17 protein-coding genes are annotated in these 19,463 nt (G+C 70.4%); 7 read left to right on the top strand and 10 right to left on the bottom strand.

The window, feature by feature from the left end:
* Positions 1 to 39 precede the first annotated feature (39 nt).
* Complete coding sequence (locus tag AC6CQV_RS01625) at positions 40 to 966, top strand: Bax inhibitor-1/YccA family protein (RefSeq protein ID WP_492491298.1); 927 nt, start codon at positions 40 to 42, stop codon at positions 964 to 966.
* A gap of 203 nt (positions 967 to 1,169) precedes the next feature.
* Here the strand turns inward: AC6CQV_RS01625 and guaA are convergent, their stop codons facing one another.
* The 6 genes from guaA to AC6CQV_RS01595 all read right to left on the bottom strand — a co-directional run bounded on the left by guaA (position 1,170) and on the right by AC6CQV_RS01595 (position 7,644).
* Positions 1,170 to 2,753 carry a glutamine-hydrolyzing GMP synthase gene (guaA, locus tag AC6CQV_RS01620; protein ID WP_060960336.1) on the bottom strand — a complete coding sequence of 528 codons (1,584 nt, stop codon included), beginning with the start codon at positions 2,751 to 2,753 and terminating at the stop codon, positions 1,170 to 1,172.
* Entirely contained in the window at positions 2,750 to 3,220 is a 471-nt protein-coding gene (locus tag AC6CQV_RS01615) for a DUF3817 domain-containing protein (protein ID WP_060960335.1), read from the bottom strand. Before AC6CQV_RS01615 ends, guaA begins: the two co-directional genes overlap by 4 nt.
* A gap of 78 nt (positions 3,221 to 3,298) precedes the next feature.
* Positions 3,299 to 4,120, bottom strand: coding sequence for an SURF1 family protein (locus tag AC6CQV_RS01610; protein ID WP_498260078.1), 822 nt, complete (start codon positions 4,118 to 4,120; stop codon positions 3,299 to 3,301).
* Positions 4,117 to 5,238, bottom strand: a complete 1,122-nt coding sequence (locus AC6CQV_RS01605; RefSeq protein ID WP_060960333.1) for a GuaB3 family IMP dehydrogenase-related protein — start codon at positions 5,236 to 5,238, stop codon at positions 4,117 to 4,119. Before AC6CQV_RS01605 ends, AC6CQV_RS01610 begins: the two co-directional genes overlap by 4 nt.
* Positions 5,239 to 5,253: 15 nt before the next feature.
* The gene (locus AC6CQV_RS01600) at positions 5,254 to 5,946 is read right to left on the bottom strand and encodes a TMEM175 family protein (protein ID WP_498260077.1); all 693 of its coding nucleotides are present in this window, start codon (positions 5,944 to 5,946) and stop codon (positions 5,254 to 5,256) included.
* A 9-nt stretch (positions 5,947 to 5,955) separates the two neighbouring features.
* Positions 5,956 to 7,644 (bottom strand): ABC-F family ATP-binding cassette domain-containing protein, encoded by a 1,689-nt coding sequence (locus AC6CQV_RS01595; RefSeq protein ID WP_498260076.1) that lies wholly within the window; start codon positions 7,642 to 7,644, stop codon positions 5,956 to 5,958.
* 268 nt (positions 7,645 to 7,912) lie between these two features.
* Between AC6CQV_RS01595 and AC6CQV_RS01590 the strand changes: the two genes are divergently transcribed.
* Entirely contained in the window at positions 7,913 to 8,983 is a 1,071-nt protein-coding gene (locus tag AC6CQV_RS01590) for an FAD-dependent oxidoreductase (RefSeq protein WP_498260707.1), read from the top strand.
* 23 nt (positions 8,984 to 9,006) lie between these two features.
* Here AC6CQV_RS01590 and guaB read toward each other — a convergent pair whose 3' ends face one another.
* On the bottom strand, positions 9,007 to 10,509 hold the full coding sequence (gene guaB, locus AC6CQV_RS01585) for an IMP dehydrogenase (RefSeq protein WP_061781864.1): 1,503 nt from the start codon (positions 10,507 to 10,509) through the stop codon (positions 9,007 to 9,009).
* 231 nt (positions 10,510 to 10,740) lie between these two features.
* Between guaB and AC6CQV_RS01580 the strand changes: the two genes are divergently transcribed.
* The 4 genes from AC6CQV_RS01580 (at position 10,741) to AC6CQV_RS01565 (ending at position 14,879) form a co-directional block, all read left to right on the top strand.
* On the top strand, positions 10,741 to 12,096 hold the full coding sequence (locus AC6CQV_RS01580) for a branched-chain amino acid ABC transporter permease (RefSeq protein WP_060960329.1): 1,356 nt from the start codon (positions 10,741 to 10,743) through the stop codon (positions 12,094 to 12,096).
* 5 nt (positions 12,097 to 12,101) lie between these two features.
* Complete coding sequence (locus AC6CQV_RS01575; protein ID WP_060960328.1) at positions 12,102 to 13,091, top strand: branched-chain amino acid ABC transporter permease; 990 nt, start codon at positions 12,102 to 12,104, stop codon at positions 13,089 to 13,091.
* A gap of 130 nt (positions 13,092 to 13,221) precedes the next feature.
* Positions 13,222 to 14,097, top strand: coding sequence for an ABC transporter ATP-binding protein (locus AC6CQV_RS01570; protein ID WP_197425781.1), 876 nt, complete (start codon positions 13,222 to 13,224; stop codon positions 14,095 to 14,097).
* A gap of 56 nt (positions 14,098 to 14,153) precedes the next feature.
* On the top strand, positions 14,154 to 14,879 hold the full coding sequence (locus AC6CQV_RS01565; RefSeq protein WP_101307269.1) for an ABC transporter ATP-binding protein: 726 nt from the start codon (positions 14,154 to 14,156) through the stop codon (positions 14,877 to 14,879).
* Positions 14,880 to 15,062: 183 nt separating this feature from the next.
* On the opposite strand, the gene AC6CQV_RS01560 is transcribed toward AC6CQV_RS01565, so the two are convergent.
* The 3 genes from AC6CQV_RS01560 to groES all read right to left on the bottom strand — a co-directional run bounded on the left by AC6CQV_RS01560 (position 15,063) and on the right by groES (position 17,934).
* Complete coding sequence (locus tag AC6CQV_RS01560; RefSeq protein ID WP_060960326.1) at positions 15,063 to 16,325, bottom strand: ABC transporter substrate-binding protein; 1,263 nt, start codon at positions 16,323 to 16,325, stop codon at positions 15,063 to 15,065.
* A gap of 181 nt (positions 16,326 to 16,506) precedes the next feature.
* Positions 16,507 to 17,439 carry an EamA family transporter RarD gene (gene rarD / locus AC6CQV_RS01555; protein WP_060960325.1) on the bottom strand — a complete coding sequence of 311 codons (933 nt, stop codon included), beginning with the start codon at positions 17,437 to 17,439 and terminating at the stop codon, positions 16,507 to 16,509.
* Between the two features lie 198 nt (positions 17,440 to 17,637).
* A complete protein-coding gene (gene groES / locus AC6CQV_RS01550; RefSeq protein ID WP_005050391.1) occupies positions 17,638 to 17,934 on the bottom strand; it encodes a co-chaperone GroES in 297 nt (98 codons plus the stop codon).
* A 241-nt stretch (positions 17,935 to 18,175) separates the two neighbouring features.
* Here groES and AC6CQV_RS01545 point away from each other — a divergent pair, with 241 nt between their 5' ends.
* Positions 18,176 to 19,450 carry an extracellular catalytic domain type 1 short-chain-length polyhydroxyalkanoate depolymerase gene (locus tag AC6CQV_RS01545; RefSeq protein WP_498260075.1) on the top strand — a complete coding sequence of 425 codons (1,275 nt, stop codon included), beginning with the start codon at positions 18,176 to 18,178 and terminating at the stop codon, positions 19,448 to 19,450.
* Positions 19,451 to 19,463 lie beyond the last annotated feature (13 nt).

Genomic DNA, 19,463 nt, shown 5'->3' with positions numbered 1-19,463 from the left:
GCACCCGTCCGGTGCACCCCTAGGGAGTGGAAAGAGACCATGGCCTCCGGCAACTTCGCATTCAACAACCCGGCGTTCCAAGAGCAGCGTCCCGGCCTCACGCCGCCGGCCGCGCCGCAGCCCGGCGCCCAGACCGCCTACGCCGCGACGTCGCACCAGGTGACGGACGCCGCGGTGAACGCCCAGCTCGAGGGCGCCTTCGCCGCGCCCGCCGCCGCGTCGCACCAGACCGGCCGGATGACCGTCGAGGACACCGTCGCGAAGACCGTCGGCCTGTTCGCGATCCTCCTCGTCACGGCCGTCGTCGGCTGGGTGTGGACCCTGGGCGGCGCGTTCTCGCCGGAGCAGCTCACCACCACCTCGCAGGTGACGATCGTGCCCTGGATCATCGGCATGCTCGGCGGGTTCGTGCTGGCGATGGTGATCTCGTTCACGTCGCGCAAGAAGGTCCGCCCCGCGCTGATCTTCGCCTACGCGGCGTTCGAGGGCCTCTTCGTCGGCGGCATCTCGGCGTACTTCGAGTTCATCTGGCCCGGCATCGTCATGCAGGCCACGCTGGCGACCCTGTCGGTCGTCGGTGTCACCCTGGCCCTCTTCGCCAGCGGCAAGGTCCGCGCGAGCGCCCGCGCCACGAAGATCTTCATGATCGCGATGATCGGCTACCTCGTCTTCGGCCTGCTGAACGTCGTGCTGATGATGTTCGGCGCGGCGGGCGAGGGCGGCGCCTTCGGTCTGTACAGCAACATCAAGATCGCCGGCATCCCCCTCGGCCTGATCATCGGTGTGCTCGTGGTCATCATGGCCGCGTACTCGCTCGTGCTCGACTTCGACCAGATCCAGCAGGGTGTGCGCAACGGCGCGCCCCGCGAGTACGGCTGGGTCGGCGGCTTCGGCATCATGGTGACGGTCGTGTGGCTGTACATCGAGATCCTGCGCCTGATCGCGATCGCGCGCGGCAACAACTAGTCGCCCCGCGCCCCGCGCGCACGAAGGCCCGTCCGGCTCCCCGGGCGGGCCTTCGGCTTTCCCGGCACAGCCCGCACGCGGCACGGCATCCCTGATCACGCCATCCAGACGGAAGACGAAACCCGACCCGGCCCGCACGATGACCGGGCAACGACGGATGCCGGGACCCGGGGCAGTCCCCGCGATCCCGGCATCCGGTCAGATCACTCCCACTCGATGGTCCCCGGGGGCTTCGACGTGACGTCGAGCACGACCCGGTTGACCTCGCGGACCTCGTTCGTGATGCGGTTGCTGATCTTCGACAGCACGTCGTACGGCAGGCGCGTCCAGTCGGCGGTCATCGCGTCCTCGCTCGAGACGGGACGCAGCACGATCGGGTGGCCGTACGTGCGGCCGTCGCCCTGCACGCCCACCGACCGGACGTCGGCCAGGAGCACCACCGGGCACTGCCAGATCTCGCCGTCCAGGCCCGCCTTCGTCAGCTCCTCGCGGGCGATGGCGTCGGCGTCACGCAGGATCTCGAGGCGGTCAGCGGTGACCTCACCCACGATGCGGATGCCGAGGCCGGGCCCCGGAAACGGCTGGCGGCCGACGATCGCCTCGGGAAGCCCCAGCTCACGACCGATCGCGCGCACCTCGTCCTTGAAGAGGGTGCGCAGCGGCTCGACGAGCTCGAACTGCAGATCCTCCGGGAGCCCGCCGACGTTGTGGTGGCTCTTGATGTTCGCGGTCCCCGCACCGCCGCCGGACTCGACGACATCGGGGTACAGCGTCCCCTGCACGAGGAACCGGATCGGCTCGCCCTCGGCGGCCGCCTCGGCGACGAGGTCGGCCTGCACCTTCTCGAAGGCGCGGATGAACTCGCGGCCGATGATCTTGCGCTTCTGCTCCGGGTCGCTCACGCCGGCGAGGGCGGTGAGGAAGGTCTCGCGGGCGTCGACCGTGATCAGGCGCACGCCGGTGGATGCCACGTAGTCGTTCTCGACCTGCTCGCGCTCGCCCTTGCGCAGCAGGCCGTGGTCGACGAAGACGGCGACGAGCTGGTCGCCGACGGCCTTGTGCACGAGCGCCGTCGACACCGCGGAGTCGACGCCGCCGGACAGCGCCGACAGCACGCGTCCGCTGCCGACCTGCGCGCGGATGCGCTCGACCTGCTCGGCGATGACGTTGCCGCTGTTCCAGTCGGCGGCCAATCCCGCCGCCTTGTGGAGGAAGTTGACGATGACGTCCTGGCCGTAGTCGGAGTGCTTGACCTCGGGATGCCACTGGACGCCGTAGAAGCACTTCTCGGCGTTGCCGAAGGCGGCGACCGGCGTCGCCGCGGTCGAGGCGAGCACCTCGAAGCCCTCGGGGGCCGCCGCGACCTGGTCGCCGTGGCTCATCCAGACGTTCTGCTCGACGGGCTGACCGCCGAGCAGCACACCGCCGTCATTCGCGACCACGGCATCCGTCGCGCCGTACTCGCGCAGGCCGGTGTTGGCGACCTGGCCGCCCAGCTGCTGCGCCATCACCTGGAACCCGTAGCAGATGCCGAGCGTCGGCACGCCGAGCTGCAGCACGGCCGGGTCGAGCGTCGGGGCACCGGGCTCGTACACGGAGGACGGACCGCCGGAGAGGATGATGGCCACCGGGTTCTTCGCCTCGACGTCGGCGGCGGTGACGGTGTGCGGCACCAGCTCGCTGTAGACACCGGCCTCGCGCACCCGTCGCGCGATGAGCTGCGCGTACTGGGCTCCGAAGTCGACGACGAGGACGGGACGCTGAGCGGTCTCGGTCTGGGTGGTCACCGGCTGCCTTCCGTGGCGGGGATCGGGGCGGAGGATTCGTCGGCCTCGCGCTGCGCGAGGTAGGCCCGCACCTCGCGGGCGACGCGCGCCTCCATGAAGAACGACAGGAGCGGGACGATGCCGCCGAGCGCGAGCACGATGAACCGCACGAAGCCCCAGCGCATCAGGCTCCACACGCGGAAGCACGCGAAGAGGTACACGACGTAGAACCAGCCGTGCGCGATGAGGATGCCGGTGGACAGGTTGATCGCGCCGCCGGTGAGGTCGCCGCCGCCGTCCAGCGTGACCGGGTGCAGCCAGAGCGCTCCCCCGGCGCCGCCGGCGAACAGCTCGTAGCCGAAGGCGTACTTGACGATCATCTCGGCGCACAGCGACAGGAGCATGACACCCGTGATCACCGAGGCGATCTGGTAGAACCTGAGCGCCCCGCGGATCGCCGGAAAACTGGCGAGTTTGGGCTGAGGCATGCCGTCAAGTCTAGTCGGCGACGCCCGCCGGTTCGGCCGCCGCGGATGCGGTGACGGCGGCGACCGGCGCCCCGCGCATCACACGGTCTCCCGCGCTCGCGCGGCCTGCTCCTCCTCGAGCGCCTCGACCTCTTTCTCCCACGCGTCGCGGGCCAGCCGGTACCACATGTAGAACGCGAAGCCCGCGAAGATGGCCCACTCGACGGCGTAGAAGATGTTCAGCCAGTTGATGGCGGAGCCCTCGGCGGGAGCCGGCGAATCGATCGCGACGAGCCCGCCCACGAGCGGCTCGCCGGCATCGGCGACCAGGTACGGGCGGTACACCGAGAGCTCGTCCGTGTCATGCCACCAGCTCAGCAGGGCCGCCGGCGACATCCGGGTCATCTCGGTGGGCGCGCCGCCGCGCGGCGGCGCCATGGGGCCCTCGTCGGCGATGAGCCGACCGGTGAGCGTGAGCGCGCCGCCGGGGTCGGCGTTGAGGGCGGATGCCGCGGCATCCGCGACCGCGCGGTCATCCGTCCAGCCGACGGCGACCGCGAGCGAGGTCGGGGTCGCGGCGTCGGTGCGGAACTGCCCGGTCACCCAGTAGCCCTGTCGCCCGTCGTTGAACCGGGACGAGACGACGAGGAAGTCATCGGCGACGAAGGAGCCCGAGACCTCGACGCGCTGACCGACCAGCGGCTCGGGCAGATACGCACCGGGCTCGGTGATCTCCGCGATCGGGCGCACCTGCTCGGTGGCCCCGGGAGCGGGCGGCGACGTGTCGATCGCGCGGCCGAGCTGCCACTGGCCGAGCCAGGCGAAGACGGCCGCGACGACGAGCGCGAACACGAGCATGCCGAGCCACCAGGGGCGCAGCATGACCTCGCGCAGCGTGGGCGGGAACGGCTCCGTGGTCATCGACCTGCCATGTAGGGCGCGACGACGACCTCGACGCGCTGGAACTCCTTGAGGTCGGAGTAGCCCGTGGTGGCCATCGACTTCTTGAGCGCGCCGATGAGGTTCGCGGTGCCGTCGGCGACCGGGGCCGGCCCGTACAGGATCTCCTCGAGCGGCGCGACCTGCCCGACCTCGACGCGCTTGCCGCGCGGGAGCTTCGGGTGGTGGGCCTCGGGACCCCAGTGGTGTCCGCGGCCGGGCGCGTCGGTCGCGCGCGCGAGGGCGACGCCGAGCATGACGGCATCCGCGCCCATCGCGAGGGCCTTCACGATGTCGCCCGAGGTGCCGACGCCGCCGTCGGCGATGACGTGCACGTAGCGGCCGCCCGACTCGTCGAGGTAGTCGCGGCGGGCCCCGGCCACGTCGGCGACGGCGGTCGCCATCGGGGCGTGGATGCCGAGGGTGGCGCGGGTGGTCGAGGCCGCTCCGCCGCCGAAGCCCACCAGCACGCCCGCGGCTCCCGTGCGCATGAGGTGCAGCGCCGCCGTGTACGTGGAGGCGCCGCCGACGATCACGGGGACGTCGAGGTCGTAGATGAACTTCTTGAGGTTCAGGGGGGCGTCGACGCTGGAGACGTGCTCGGCGGAGACGGTCGTGCCGCGGATGACGAAGAGGTCGACGCCGGCCGCGACGACCGTCTCGTACAGCTCCTGGGTGCGCTGAGGGGTCAGGGCGCCGGCGACCGTGACGCCGGCATCGCGGATCTCGGCGAGGCGGTCGCGGACGAGCTCGGGCTTGATCGGCTCGGCGTACAGCTCCTGCATGCGACGGGTCGCCTCGGATGCCGGCAGCGACCCGATCTCCTCGAGCAGGGGCTCCGGGTCGTCGTACCGCGTCCACACGCCCTCGAGGTCGAGCACGCCGAGGCCGCCGAGCTGGCCGAGCATCACGGCCGTGCGCGGGCTCATGACCGAGTCCATCGGGGCGCCGAGGACGGGGATCTCGAAACCGAAGGCATCGATCGACCAGGCGGTCGAGACGTCCTCGGGGTTGCGGGTGCGCCGCGAAGGCACGACCGCGATGTCGTCGAACGCATAGGCGCGGCGGGCGCGCTTGGCGCGGCCGAGCTCGATCTCCATGGTCACATCCCCAGCCTACCCGCGCTCTCCGTCCGCCCCCGCGGTATCCGCACCCGCGGCATCCCCTGCGGGATGCGGCCGCGTGAGGCGGAGGATGAGCGCGGCGAGCACGCCGTTGAGCAGGAAGGCGAGGAAGGCGTACGACCCGATCCACGGCGACAGCGCCACGGCGACAGCGGCGCACGTGACCGCCGAGATGCCGCCGGCGCTCGCCGCGCGGACGTTCTCGACGGCCTCCGGGCGCAACAGCTGCCTGCCGCGGGCGGCGGCCCACCTCCAGGAGAGGTGACCGAACAGCGCCACGAGGAAGAAGTCGACGGGCAGCAGGACGCGCCCCGCGAGGAAGTCCGAGTACTGCGAGGTCAGCGCCGTCGTGAACGGGATGAGGACGACGAAGAGCAGCCGGGCGTTGTTCAGCCACAGCAGCGTCGTGTCGACGTCGGCGATGTCACGGAACTGCCGCAGGTGGATCATCCACATGCCGCTCAGCAGCGCGAAGCTCACCGCGAACGAGGACACGTTCGGCCACAGTCCCGCGAGGGCCGCCCACATGTCGGCATCCGAACCGATCTCGCCGAACGAGGCGGTCGTCAGATCGAGCACGAGCAGCGTCGCGGCGATCGCGAAGACGGCGTCGGAGTACGCCTCGACGCGGGAGGTGCCACCGGAGCCCGCGCCTCGGCGGTGCGGCCGCGTCGTCTCGCTCACGCGCTCAGGCTAGCGCGGCCGCGCGACGCGCGCCTCGTCCCAGACCGGCTCGGCGGTCTCCACGACGCGGCCGTCGGCGCCGAAGACGAGGAAGCGATCGAACGAGCGCGCGAACCACCGATCGTGGGTCACGGCCATCACGGTCCCCTCGAACCGCTGCAGCGCGTCTTCCAGCGCCTCCGCCGAGACGAGATCGAGGTTGTCGGTGGGCTCGTCCAGCAGCAGCAGCGTCGCGCCCGACAGCTCCAGCAGCAGGACCTGGAACCGGGCCTGCTGCCCACCCGAGAGGCTGTCGAACGTCTGCTCGGCCTGACGGACCAGTCCGTACCGGTCGAGGGCCGAGCTGGCCGCGTCGCGCGGCAGGCCGGGTCGCCGGTCGTCGCCGCGGTGCAGGATGTCGAGCAGCGACCGGCCGGAGAACTCCGGATGCCGGTGGGTCTGCGCGAACCAACCGGGAGTGACGCGGGCGCCGAGCACCGCACGACCCGTGTGCGCCACCGGGTCGAGCCCGGCTCCCACCTCGGTGACATGGCCCTGCAGCCGGTCGGGGTCGGTTCCCCCGCGCGCCAGGAGGCGCAGGAAGTGGGACTTGCCCGACCCGTTGGAGCCGAGCACCGCGATGCGGTCGCCGAACCAGACCTCGAGGTCGAACGCCGTCATGAGGCCGGTCAGCTCGAGCCCCTCGGCGACGACGGCGCGTTTGCCCGTCCGCGCGCCGCGGAGGCGCACGTCCAGTGTCTGCGCCGGCGGGCGCTCCTCGGGCGGCCCGGCCTCCTCGAAGCGGCGCAGCCGCGTCTGCGCCGCCCGGTATCGGGAGGCGAATTCGTCGCTGGCCGCCGCCTTCGCCTTCATGTCCGCGACGAAGCGGATGAGCTTCGCGTGCTGCTCGTCCCAGCGCCGGCGCAACTCGTCGAGGCGCGCCATCCGGTCTTCGCGGGCGGCGTGATACCCGTCGAACCCGCCGCCGTGCACCCAGGCCGTGCTGCCCGCCCCGCCGGCTTCGAGGGTCACGATGCGGTCGGCGGCGCGAGCGAGCAGCTCGCGGTCGTGCGAGACGAGCAGGACGGTCTTCGCCGTCTCGCGCAGCCGCTGCTCGAGCCAGCGCTTGCCGGGGACGTCGAGGTAGTTGTCGGGCTCGTCCAGCAGGAGCACCTGGTCGGGACCGCGCAGCAGCGCCTCGAGGGCGAGCCGCTTCTGCTCGCCGCCCGACAGCGTCGTCAGCGCGCGGGACCGGGCGCGCGCGAACGGCACGCCCAGGGCCGCGGTCGTGCACGTGTCCCACACGGTCTCGTACTCGTAGCCGCCCGCTTCGGCGTAGTCGGCGAGCGCGGCCGCGTAGCGCATCTGCGTGTCGAGGTCGTCGCGGTCGATGATGGCCGACTCGGCATCCTCGAGCTCGCGCGCGGCGGAGCGGACGCGTGCCGGGGCGACGGAGATGAGCAGGTCGTGGATCGTCTGGCCCGCCTCGCCGTGGCCGACGAACTGGTCCATGACGCCGAGTCCTCCGTCGATGGTGACGACCCCCGAACGCGGCGCGAGCTCGCCGCGGATGATGCGCAGCAGCGTGGTCTTGCCCGCGCCGTTCTGGCCGATCAGCGCGGTGGTCCTGCCGTCGGCGACCCGGAACGTCACCTCGTCCAGCAGCGGGCGCCCGTCCGGCAGCGTGAACGAGACGGCGGCGATGTCGATGTAGCCCATGACGGGTCCTTCCGCCCTCGCCGCGTCGCGGGCGCAGAGCCGACCAGCCTAGCGCGTTGTCCTCCGAGCGACCAGCGCGAGTCTCCGAGCGACCCGCGCGAGCCGTCGCGCGACCGGCGCGAGCCGTCGCGCGACCGGCGCGGCGCCCGCGGGCCGCCGACCCGCGGCGTCACGAACGCGCCCTCCGCGGGCGCGGTGGCCCAGGATGGATGCCGGAACGAGAGGAGACGGCGTGGCGCAGCGCATCGTCGTGATCGGCGGCGGGGTCATGGGCCTGGCGACGGCCTGGCAGCTGACGCTGCGCGGAGAACGGCCGATCGTGCTCGACCGCTTCGCGCGGGGCCACCGCCAGGGCGCGTCGCACGGGGCGACACGCAACTTCAACAACGCGTACGGCGAGGAGCACTACCTCGATCTGCTGGCGCGCGCCCGGGAGGGATGGGACGGGCTCGGCATCGTCGAGGGCGAGCCGCTGCTGCGTCTGCACGGCCTGGTGACGCACGGCGCGGGCCTTCGCGACGCCCCCGTGCCGGTGGCCGAGATCGCCCGCCGCCTGCAGGAGCGCGGCATCCGCGCCGAACTGCTCGACGCCGCGCAGGCGCATCGCCGCTGGCCCGGGATGCGGTTCGAGGACGTCGTGCTCCACTCCCCCGAGGGCGGGGTCGTCCGCGCCGACGCGGCGCTGCGCGAATGGGAGCGGCGGATCGTCGCCGCCGGCGCCGCGGTGCGGTGGCAGACCCCGGTCCACGCGGTGCGTCCCGATGCGGACGGCGTCGACGTCGTGCTCGACGGCGAGACGCTGCGGGCGGATGTCGCGGTCGTGACCGCGGGGGCGTGGACCGATCGGCTGCTGGCGGGCGCCGACCCGGACCTCCGTCTGCCTCCCCTGCGGGTCACCGAGGAGAGCCCGGCGCATTTCGCCGCCGTCGGTCCCGGTCCCTGGCCGTCGTTCAACCACATCGGCGTCCCGGGCGAGCGTCCGGGAGGGGTCTACGGCATGCCGACACCCGGTGAGGGCGTCAAGGTGGGGTTCCACGCCGTCGGAGACGAGGTCGATCCCGACGCCCGGCCGCACCGGCCGACGCTCCAGCGGGAGCTGCGGGAGTACGTGCGGGAGTGGTTCCCGGGCCTGGACACCGACAGCGCGGCGCCGATCTCGTGCACGTACACGTCCACTCCGGATGCCGCGTTCGTGCTCGACCGCGTGGGACCGGTCGTGGTCGGGGCGGGCTTCTCCGGCCACGGCTTCAAGTTCGCGCCGGGCGTGGGCGCGACCCTCGCCGCGCTCGCCCTGGACCCGTCGGCGCGGGCCGCCGCGCCGTTCCGCCTGCCGTCCTGACGACCGGCGACGGCCGGCGACCGCTACTTCTTGTAGTTGGGCGCCTCCACGACGATCTGCACGTCGTGGGGGTGGCTCTCCTTGAGCCCGGCCGCCGTGATGCGGACGAACTTGCCCCGGGCCTTGAGCTCCTCGATGGTGCGGGCGCCGACGTAGAACATCGACTGACGGAGGCCGCCGACGAGCTGGTAGGCCACCGCAGAGACCGGACCGCGGTACGCGACCTGACCCTCGATGCCCTCGGGGATGAGCTTGTCGTCGCTCGGGATGTCGGCCTGGAAGTAGCGGTCCTTCGAGTAGGACGTCTTCTTGCCGCGCGTCTGCATCGCACCGAGCGAGCCCATGCCGCGGTAGAGCTTGAACTGCTTCCCGCCCTGGAAGACGATCTCGCCCGGCGACTCGTCGGTGCCCGCGAGGAGCGATCCGAGCATGACGGTGTCGGCGCCGGCGACGAGAGCCTTGGCGATGTCGCCGGAGTACTGCAGGCCGCCGTCGGCGATGACGGGGATGCCGGCCTCGCGCGCGGCCTGGTAGGCCTCCCAGATCGCGGTCACCTGGGGTACGCCCACGCCCGCGACGATGCGCGTCGTGCAGATCGAGCCCGGGCCGACGCCGACCTTGACGGCATCCACGCCCGCATCGATGAGCGCCTGCGCGCCCTCGCGCGTCGCGACGTTGCCGCCGATGACGTCGATGTGGGCGAACGACTCGTCGGCCTTCAGGCGGCGGACCATGTCGATGACGCCCTGCGACTGGCCGTTGGCCGTGTCGACGACGATGACGTCGACACCCGCGTCACGGAGGGCCTCGGCGCGCTCCCACGCGTCGCCGAAGAAGCCGATCGCCGCTCCGACGCGCAGGCGCCCCTGGTCGTCCTTCGTCGCGAGCGGGTACTTCTCGCTCTTGTCGAAGTCCTTGATCGTGATGAGGCCCGCGAGCTTGCCGTCGTCGTCGATGAGCGGGAGCTTCTCGACGCGGTGCTGCGCGAACAGCGCGATGACCTCGTTGGCGCCGATGCCGACGCGCCCGGTGACCAGGCCCTCGCTGGTCATGACGTCGCGCACCTTGGTGGTCTGGCGCTCGAAGCCCGACACGAAGCGCATGTCGCGGTTCGTGATGATGCCCAGCAGCTGCCCGTCCTCGTCCACCACGGGGAGCCCGGAGATGCGGTACTGGCCGCACAGCTTGTCGACCTCGTCGATGGTGGCATCGGGGGTGGTCGTGATCGGATCGGTGATCATGCCCGACTCGCTCCGCTTGACCTGGTCGACCATGGCGGCCTGCTCGGCGATGGCGAGGTTGCGGTGCAGGATGCCGAGACCGCCCTCGCGGGCCATCGCGATCGCCATCCGCGCCTCGCTGACGGTGTCCATCGCCGCCGACAGCAGCGGCGTCGCCACGGTGATCCGGCGGGTGACGCGCGACGACGTGTCGGCCTCGGAGGGGATGACGTCGGTGTGCCCCGGCAGGAGCAGCACGTCGTCATAGGTCAGTCCGACGAAACCGAACGGGTCGTTGTGCTCCACGTGCTCTCCTGTTATCTCGCGCGCGCGAATTCGGGTGTGTACCGATTGTAAGTCGCGGGCGGCGGCGCGCATTCCGCGGCCCGTTCCCGCGGCGGACTTCCGCTCCCCCGGAAACATGAGGCGGGTAGGCGAAACAATGGCGACACATTACGCTCGTACCGTCGTTGATCAATGTCGAGGCGACCGCACCACCTGCCATGGTGTGCCGGACTGGAGGAACCTTTGCGTCCCATGACCGCCACCGCACGAACGCCCCAGAGGTGGCTCGTGCTCATCCTCGGAGCGCTGCTCGCAGCGTCACTCCTGATCGTCGGCGGGGCTGCGAGCGCCGCGCACGCCGCCGGCGCCCCCGATACGCCCGGCGGGGATCAGGAGAAGACCGACTACTACTTCGGCGGGGTGATCACGTTCGAGGACAAACCCGTCGCCGATGTGGGGATGTCGGTGAAGGGCGGCGGCTTCGAGGCGAAGACCGTCACCGACGCCCAGGGCAAGTGGCGACTGTACGTTCCCGACAAGGACACCTACACGCTCGTCGTCGATGAGACCACGCTCCCGGAAGGCGTCATCGTCGACGCGTCGAACCTGCCCGAGGGACTCCAGCCCATCCAGGGCACGACGGGATCCTTCGAGGTCGAGTTCGGGCTCACGAAGACGAAGATCGTCAACCTGTTCCTCGGCCAGGGCGAGCGCGTCACGCAGTCGTTCGTCGACCAGCTCGCGGTGCGGCTGGTCAACGGTCTGAACTTCGGACTGCTGCTGGCCCTCGCCGCGATGGGCGCGGCGCTCATCTTCGGCACGACCGGCCTGTCGAACTTCGCCCACGGCGAGATGGTCACGTGGGGCGCGCTGCTCGCCCTGCTGTTCAGCACGACCTGGCAGCTTCCGCTGTGGCTGGGGGTGACGGCGGCGGTTCTCGGCGGCGGCGCCCTGGGCCTGGTCCTGGATGCCGGCCTGTGGCGGCCGCTGCGCCGTCGCGGGCTCGGTGTCGTCCAGCTGATGATCGTGAGCATCGGCCTGTCGCTGGCGCTGCGCTACACCTATCAGTACTTCGTGGGCGGCGCGACGAGCCAGCTGCCGGGGTCGAGCCCGGCGCCGATCGAGTTCGGCCCGATCTCGCTGTCGTACATCGACCTCATCAGCATGGGGGTGAGCGTCATCGTCATCCTCGGCGTCGCCTACTTCCTGCTGCGCACCCGCATCGGCAAGGCGACGCGCGCGATCTCCGACAACCCGCAGCTCGCCGCCGCATCCGGCATCAACGTCGACCGCGTGGTGCGCATCGTGTGGGTCCTCGCGGGAGCGCTGGCGGCCATCTCCGGCGTGCTGTGGGCGTACTTCCGACCGGGCGTGCGCTGGGACATGGGAACGCAGATGCTGCTGCTGATCTTCGCCGCCATCACGCTCGGTGGGCTCGGCACGGCATTCGGCGCACTGCTCGGCGCGCTCATCGTCGGCATCGTCGTGGAGACCTCGACGCTCTGGATCCCGTCGGATCTCAAGTACGCGGGAGCCCTCGTCGTGCTCATCATCATCCTGCTGGTCAGGCCTCAAGGTCTGCTGGGTCGCAGAGAAAGGCTCGGGTGACGGCCATGGATTGGGGCGCCATCATCGGCAACACGCTCGGCTATCTGCTGAGCCCCGTCACGATCGCGTACGCGCTGGCCGCGACGGGCCTCGCGGTGCACTTCGGCTACGCGGGCCTCCTGAACTTCGGCATGGCCGGGTTCATGGCCCTCGGTGCCTACGGCTACGCGATCTCGATCCTCACCTTCGGGCTCCCGTGGTACCTCGCGATGATCGTCGGCCTGCTGCTGGCCGCCGTCTTCGCGGTCATCCTCGGCATCCCGACCCTGCGGCTGCGCGCGGACTACCTCGCGATCGTCACGATCGCGGCCGCGGAGATCGTGCGCCTGCTGTTCACCACGCAGGTGTTCGACGAGTGGACGAACTCCGCCGACGGCCTCGGCAACTACAACGGGAGCTTCCAGTCGGCCAACCCGTTCCCGTCGCTGCCCGGCGGCGCGCGCTACGGCTGGGGTCCCTGGCAGTTCACGGCGCAGCAGCTCTGGGTCGTCGTGTTCGGTCTGGTGCTGCTCGCGGTATCGATCTTCGTGGTCTGGGCGCTCATGCGCAGCCCGTGGGGACGCGTGCTCAAGGGCATCCGCGAAGACGAGGACGCCGTACGCTCCCTGGGCAAGAACGTCTTCGCCTACAAGATGCAGGCGCTCGTCGTCGGTGGCGTGATCGGCGCGCTCGGCGGCATCGTCTACGTGCTGCCGTCCGCGGTGATCCCGTCGAGCTACACGACGGCGCTCACCTTCTTCCTGTGGACGATCCTCCTGCTCGGCGGCGCGTCGACCATCTTCGGCCCGTCGCTCGGTGCCGTCCTGTTCTGGATGGTGATGGCCCTGCTCGGCAACCTCCTGCCCGAGATGGCGAAGGCCGGCTGGCTGCCCATGAGCGACATCCAGGCGGGCACGCTGCGCTTCATCCTCGTGGGCGTCGCCCTCATGCTCATCGTGATCTTCCGGCCGCAGGGCATCCTCGGCGACAAGAAGGAGATGACCTTTGTCAAGTGATCAGAACCCCCAGGGCGTCCCCGACGCGACCGCGCCGGTGACGACCGCGACGGGCAGCATCCGCCGCCCGAAGAAGACCGGTCTCGCCACGGGCGCCGCCGTCCCGGGGGTGGCGAAGGTCGACCCGATCATGGTGATCGACGACGTCACGCGACGCTTCGGCGGCCTCACCGCCGTCGACGTCGACCACCTCGAGATCCCGCGGCACGCCATCACGGCGCTCATCGGCCCCAACGGCGCCGGCAAGACGACCCTGTTCAACCTGCTGTGCGGCTTCGACAAGCCCAACTCGGGCACATGGTCGTACGACGGGAAGAACCTCGCCGGCATCCCCGCCTTCAAGGTGGCCCGGATGGGGCAGGTGCGCACGTTCCAGCTGACCAAGGCCCTGTCGCTGCTGACGGTGCTCGAGAACATGAAGCTCGGCGCGCCCAAGCAGAAGGGCGAACGTTTCTGGTCCGCCTTCATCCCGGGCATCTGGCGCGGGCAGGAGACGGCGAACGAGGAGAAGGCCCGCGGCCTGCTGCAGCGCTTCAAGCTCGACACCAAGGAGAAGGACTTCGCCGCATCGCTGTCGGGCGGCCAGCGCAAGCTCCTGGAGATGGCGCGGGCGCTCATGAGCGATCCGCAGCTGGTCATGCTGGACGAGCCGATGGCGGGCGTGAACCCCGCGCTCACGCAGTCGCTGCTGGATCACATCCTGGATCTGAAGGATCTGGGCGTGACCGTGCTGTTCGTCGAACACGACATGCACATGGTGCGCCACATCGCGGACTGGGTGGTCGTCATGGCCGAGGGCCGCGTCGTCGCGGAGGGCCCGCCGGACTCGGTCATGCAGGACAAAGCCGTCATCGACGCGTACCTCGGCAGCCACCAGGACGTCGACCTCGGGGTCGTCACGGGCCGCATCCCGGGAGAGCTCGACGAGTCCGCCAAGGAGCTGCTCGAGGAGATCGAGGACGTCGAGGCCGCGAGCATCGCCGAGGCCGAGGAGGAGAAGAAGTGAGTGCATCCACGGGCCCGGGAGCCGTCGCACAGGCCGCACCCGCGGCATCCGACGAGATCGTCGTCGAGGTCTCCGATCTCACCGCCGGCTACCTGCCGGGCATCAACATCATCAACGGCGCGAACCTCGTCGCCCGCAAGGGCGAGCTGATCGGCATCATCGGTCCCAACGGCGCCGGCAAGTCCACGCTGCTGAAGTCGATCTTCGGGCTCGTGAAGGTGCGCGGCGGCGACATCACGGTGAACGGCGAGTCGATCGTCGGCCTCAAGGCCGACAAGCTCGTCCAGCGCGGGGTGGCGTTCGTCCCGCAGACGAACAACGTCTTCCCGTCGCTGTCGATCGAGGAGAACCTGCAGATGGGGCTCTACCAGAACCCCAAGATCTACGCCGCCCGCCTCGAGTTCGTGACCGGCATCTTCGCCGAGCTCGGCAAGCGCCTCAAGCAGCGCGCCGGCTCGCTGTCCGGCGGCGAACGGCAGATGGTGGCGATGAGCCGCGCCCTCATGATGGACCCGTCGGTGCTGCTGCTCGACGAGCCGAGCGCCGGGCTGTCGCCCGTGCGTCAGGACGACGCCTTCATCCGCGTCTCCGACATCAACAAGGCGGGCGTGACGACGATCATGGTCGAGCAGAACGCGCGCCGCTGCCTGCAGATCTGCGACCGCGGCTACGTCCTCGACCAGGGCCGCGACGCGCACGAGGGCACGGGGCGCGACCTGCTGAACGACCCGCAGGTCATCGGTCTCTACCTGGGTACGCTGGGCACGGACGAGGAGCACTGAGCACCCCGTCCGGCACGACCGAAGAGGCCCCCTCCCGCCGCGAGGGGGCCTCTTCGCGTACGGGGATGCCGTGGCATCCCCAGCGGCGCCGCGGGCGGCGGGCCGCGCCGCGCACGGCGGCCCGCGCCGCACGCACGGGAAAGGGCCCCGGATCGCTCCGGGGCCCTCTCTACGCGTCGAGTGTCAGCGCGTGTCGATGCGGGTGTGCATGTTGTCGGCACCGAACTGGAAGATGCCGATGGACGCCTGCGTCGGGTCGCCGTGCTCGTCGAACGTGATCGGGCCGGAGTAGCCGTCGTAGTCGGCCACGCCGCCGCCGAGGATGATGTCGGCGCACTCGGAGAACGAGGTGCACTTCTTGCCATCGCCCGAGCCGCCGGAGACCTCCTGCAGCTTGCCCGCCATGTCGGCGCCGGTGGTCGACTTCGCCGCGAGGGCGGAGAGGGCCAGCAGCACGACCGCGTCGTAGGACTCGGCCGCGTACGAGTAGTCCTCGAGCGCGGCGTTGCCGGCGGCGGTCCACGTGGTGTTCAGACGCTCCTTGAAGTCGTCCTCGAGCACCGGTCCGGGCGTGGTGCCCTTGGCGCCTTCGAGCGACACGGAGACCTTGTCGCCCCACTGCTTGAGGTTGCCGTCGACGAGGTAGAAGTTGCTCGCCGGCAGACCCGCGTTGACCAGGAGCGGAGCGATCGTCGCGAACTGGTCGAACGTGACGAGCACGACCGCGTCCGGCTTGGCGGCCGCGATCGTCGCCACCTGGGCGTCGAACGAGCTGTCGCCGTCGTTGTAGGACGCCTCGGCCACGACCTTGCCGCCGGTGGACTCGAAGACATCCTTGACGACACCGAACAGACCGGTGCCGTAGGCGTCGTTCTGGTAGATGATGCCGATGTTCTTGTGGCCGTCCTCGGCGATCAGGTTGCCGAGCACCTCACCCTGCAGCAGGTCGCTGGGGGCGGTGCGCCAGTACAGGCCCTTGTCGTCCCAGTTGGTGAAGTCGGGCGAGGTGTTGGCGGGCGAGAAGGTGATGATGCCGGCCGCGACGTTGGAGTCGAGGAACAGCTTCGTGACACCCGATGCCGCCGCACCGATCATGGCCGAGACGCCGGCGCTCTGCAGCTTGGGCACCGTGGTCTCGAAGGCCTTGTTGTCGGCGTCGCCGGAGTCGCCGGGGGTGAAGTCGACCGTGATGCCCTTGGCCGCCTTGTTCACCTCGTCGACGGCGAGCAGGACGCCGGCCTCCTCGGGCGGGCCGAGGAAGGCGAGGCTACCCGTCTGCGGCAGCACGCTGCCGATCTTGAGGGTCAGGTCCTCGGCCGGGCCGCTGCTTTCGCTGGGCGTAGACGAGCCGCCGCCGGCACAGCCGGCGAGCAGAACGGCGCTGACGGCGGCCACGGCGATACCGCCGAGCACCTTGCCAGCCCGCGAACGTGTGAAGACGCTCATGTTGCTCCTTGATCTGGTTGACACGGGGCGAGCTCGGGAGCCTCCCCAGTGGGTCAAACCTAACGGCCTGGTCGCGTCCGGATTGTTGCGATGCGTTAACGGTGTGAAACGGAACGGTCACGGTGCGATAACGGTCGCGGCGGGCCGCGCGGCGGGTCTCGCGGTGGGCCGCGCGGTGGGCTCAGACCAGATCGACGACGTCGGCCGCGCCACGGGCGCGCCGCCCAGCGATCAGCGAGTCGGCGCTGAGGACGATGAGCGCCACCCAGACGAGTCCGAACCCGATCCACCGCTCCAGCGGCATCGGCTCCTGGAGGATCCACGCGCCGGTGATGAACTGCAGGATCGGCGCGACGAACTGGAGCAGGCCGATGACGGTGAGCGGGGCACGGCGGGCGCCGCTGGCGAACAGCAGCAGCGGCACGGCTGTCACGACGCCGGCGAGGGTGACCAGCACGGTGTGGCCGGCTCCCTGGGTGCCGAAGACGAGACCGGTCGTGCTCGCGACGACGACGAGCTGGATGAGCGCGATCGGGGTGAGCCAGAGGGACTCGAGCGTGAGACCGCTGATCGCGTCGACGCGCGGACCGATCTGCTTCTTGACGAGCCCGTACGCGCCGAAGCTGGCGGCGAGGGTGAGGGCGATCCAGGGGAAGGAGCCGTACGCGACGATGATGACGATCACCGCGAGGCCGGCGAAACCGATGGCGACCCACTGCGCGGTGCGCAGGCGCTCCTTCAGCACGATGACACCCAGCAGGACGGTCACGATCGGGTTGATGAAGTAGCCCAGGCTGCCCTCGATGACGTGCCCGGTCAGGATGCCGATGAGGAAGACCTGCCAGTTCACGTAGATCAGCAGACCCGCCACGATGGTCCAGAACACGAGACGGCGGTCGCGCAGGATCGCGAACAGCTTGCCCCAGGTGCGCGTGACCGTCAGCAGCACCGCGCAGAACAGCAGCGAGAAGAGGATGCGCCAGACGACGATCTCCCACGGCCCGATCGGGGCGAGCGTCAGGAAATAGAGGGGCATGAAGCCCCACAGGAAGTAGGCCGCGAAGGCATAGATCCCGCCGAGCCGCTCTTCGCGTGCGGTGTCGGCGGGTGTCATGAGACAAAGCCTACGACGGTCCTGACACTCGGATGCCGCGGCATCCTGCCGTTCAGCGTGCGCGAACCGCCATGTTCTGTGCGAGCCGCCACATTTCGGACGGGACGGGCCGTGGCGGCTCGACCGGGGTGTAGCGGCTCGCGAGGGGATGCAGAAGGGCCCGGATGCCGAGGCATCCGGGCCCTTCTGTGCGAATCGTCAGCGGACGACGACCGCCAGCACGTCGCGAGCGGACAGGACGAGGAACTCGTCGCCGCCGAACTTCACCTCGGTGCCGCCGTACTTGCTGTAGATGACGCGGTCGCCGACGGCGACGTCGAGCGGGACGCGGTTGCCGTTGTCGTCGATGCGGCCGGGGCCCACGGCCACGACCTCGCCCTCCTGGGGCTTCTCCTTGGCGGTGTCGGGGATGACGAGGCCACTGGACGTGACCTGCTCAGCCTCGACCTGCTTGATGACGATGCGGTCCTCGAGCGGCTTGATGGAAACCGACACGGTCTACCTCTTTCTTGCTGGGCGTGATGCTTCAAGACTCGTTAGCACCCACAGGGGTGGAGTGCTAACAGAAGTCTAGGGCGGAGTTGGCACTCGTGCAACGCGAGTGCCAACCGTGCGACACGGAACCCCCCTGTTACATGAATCATGTTTCACCTAGCATCGGCTCTGGGCTCCCCTGAGCCGGGACCGCCGGGCAATGGTGCCCGGTCGAAGGCGGGAGCCGGATCGGAGCAGACCGATGACATCCCCCCGCATCCCCCGACGCCGCGCCGTGGCGGCGATGCTGACGGCCGCCGCACTCGCGGCCGCCGGACTGCTCGCCGGGCCACTGGCGACACCCGCCACGGCGGCGACCGGGTCGTGGACCACCGAGTCGATCGCCGGCATGAACGTGCGCCTCTACACGCCGGCGAGCGCGCCGACGCTCGGCGCCGGTCGCGCCCTCATGGTGAGTCTGCACGGCTGCGTCCAGACGGCCTCCACCCTGCAGACGGCCGGCAACTGGGCGGCGACCGCCGAGAGGTACGGCATGGTCGTCGCCCTGCCCGACGCCCCCAACGGCGGCGTCGTGCTGGGCTGCTGGGACTACTACGACGCGAACCACTCGCGCACCTCCCCCGCCCGCCACGACGACAACCTCCTCGCCCTCGTCTCCGCCCTCACCGCACGCGGCACCCTGGGCATCGACGCGGCGCAGGTGTACCTGTCGGGACTGTCGTCGGGCGGCGGCGAGACCATGGTGATGGGCTGCCTGGCCCCCGACGTGTTCGCGGGCATCGGCATCAACGCCGGGCCCACCGTCGGCACCACGTCCGGTCAGATCGGCAGCGTCGCCGTGTCGCAGACCCAGGGCCGGAACACCTGCACGACGTTCGCCGGCTCGGCATCCGGAGCCTTCGCGACGCAACTGACCTCGGTGGTCTACGGGTCGAACGACACGACGGTGGCTCCCGGCTACAACACGCTGAACGCGCAGATCATGGCGGGCATCTACGGCGCCGGGTCGACCTCGACGTTCGCGCTCACCGGTCTCGCCGGAACGAACACCGCGGGCTCGGGCACGCTCTACGCGGATGCCGCGGGTCCCCGTGTCTCGCTGATCCAGAACACCGGGCTCGGACACAACTGGCCCGCGGGCGGCGGCCCGGGCGGATCGTACGTGTCGACGAACAGCATCGACTACCCGGCCTACGTCACGGGCTTCTTCTTCCAGAACAACCGACGCGTCGACCGCTCGGGCACGCCGACGCCCACGCCCACCCCGACCCCTACCTCCACTCCGACGCCCACCCCCACCTCCACGCCGACGCCGACGCCGACCGCGCCGGCGGGCTGTGTGACCGCGTCCAACGCGGACCACAAGGCGGCGGGCCGCGCCACGAGCTACGGCACCAACCCCTACAACCCGTACTACGCGGTCGGGAGCCTCAACTACCTGGGACAGGGGGATGCGACCGTGACGAGCCTGCAGCAGGTGTCGGCGACGCGGTGGACCAAGGTGGCCGGCTGCTGAGCCGACCCGCATA

The sequence above is a fragment of the Microbacterium sp. EG9 genome, assembly GCF_059759475.1.
This window is presented reverse-complemented; position numbering and strand designations above follow the sequence as displayed.

Bases quoted from the DNA above. Each gene is read 5' to 3' on its own strand.
- AC6CQV_RS01625 (WP_492491298.1), top strand. From the start codon at position 40: ATGGCCTCCGGCAACTTCGCATTCAACAACCCGGCGTTCCAAGAGCAG.
- AC6CQV_RS01615 (WP_060960335.1), bottom strand. From the start codon at position 3,220: ATGCCTCAGCCCAAACTCGCCAGTTTTCCGGCGATCCGCGGGGCGCTC.
- AC6CQV_RS01610 (WP_498260078.1), bottom strand. From the start codon at position 4,120: ATGACCACGGAGCCGTTCCCGCCCACGCTGCGCGAGGTCATGCTGCGC.
- AC6CQV_RS01605 (WP_060960333.1), bottom strand. From the start codon at position 5,238: ATGGAGATCGAGCTCGGCCGCGCCAAGCGCGCCCGCCGCGCCTATGCG.
- AC6CQV_RS01595 (WP_498260076.1), bottom strand. From the start codon at position 7,644: ATGGGCTACATCGACATCGCCGCCGTCTCGTTCACGCTGCCGGACGGG.
- AC6CQV_RS01590 (WP_498260707.1), top strand. From the start codon at position 7,913: ATGGGCCTGGCGACGGCCTGGCAGCTGACGCTGCGCGGAGAACGGCCG.
- AC6CQV_RS01580 (WP_060960329.1), top strand. From the start codon at position 10,741: ATGACCGCCACCGCACGAACGCCCCAGAGGTGGCTCGTGCTCATCCTC.
- AC6CQV_RS01575 (WP_060960328.1), top strand. From the start codon at position 12,102: ATGGATTGGGGCGCCATCATCGGCAACACGCTCGGCTATCTGCTGAGC.
- AC6CQV_RS01570 (WP_197425781.1), top strand. From the start codon at position 13,222: ATGGTGATCGACGACGTCACGCGACGCTTCGGCGGCCTCACCGCCGTC.
- AC6CQV_RS01560 (WP_060960326.1), bottom strand. From the start codon at position 16,325: ATGAGCGTCTTCACACGTTCGCGGGCTGGCAAGGTGCTCGGCGGTATC.
- rarD (WP_060960325.1), bottom strand. From the start codon at position 17,439: ATGACACCCGCCGACACCGCACGCGAAGAGCGGCTCGGCGGGATCTAT.
- AC6CQV_RS01545 (WP_498260075.1), top strand. From the start codon at position 18,176: ATGACATCCCCCCGCATCCCCCGACGCCGCGCCGTGGCGGCGATGCTG.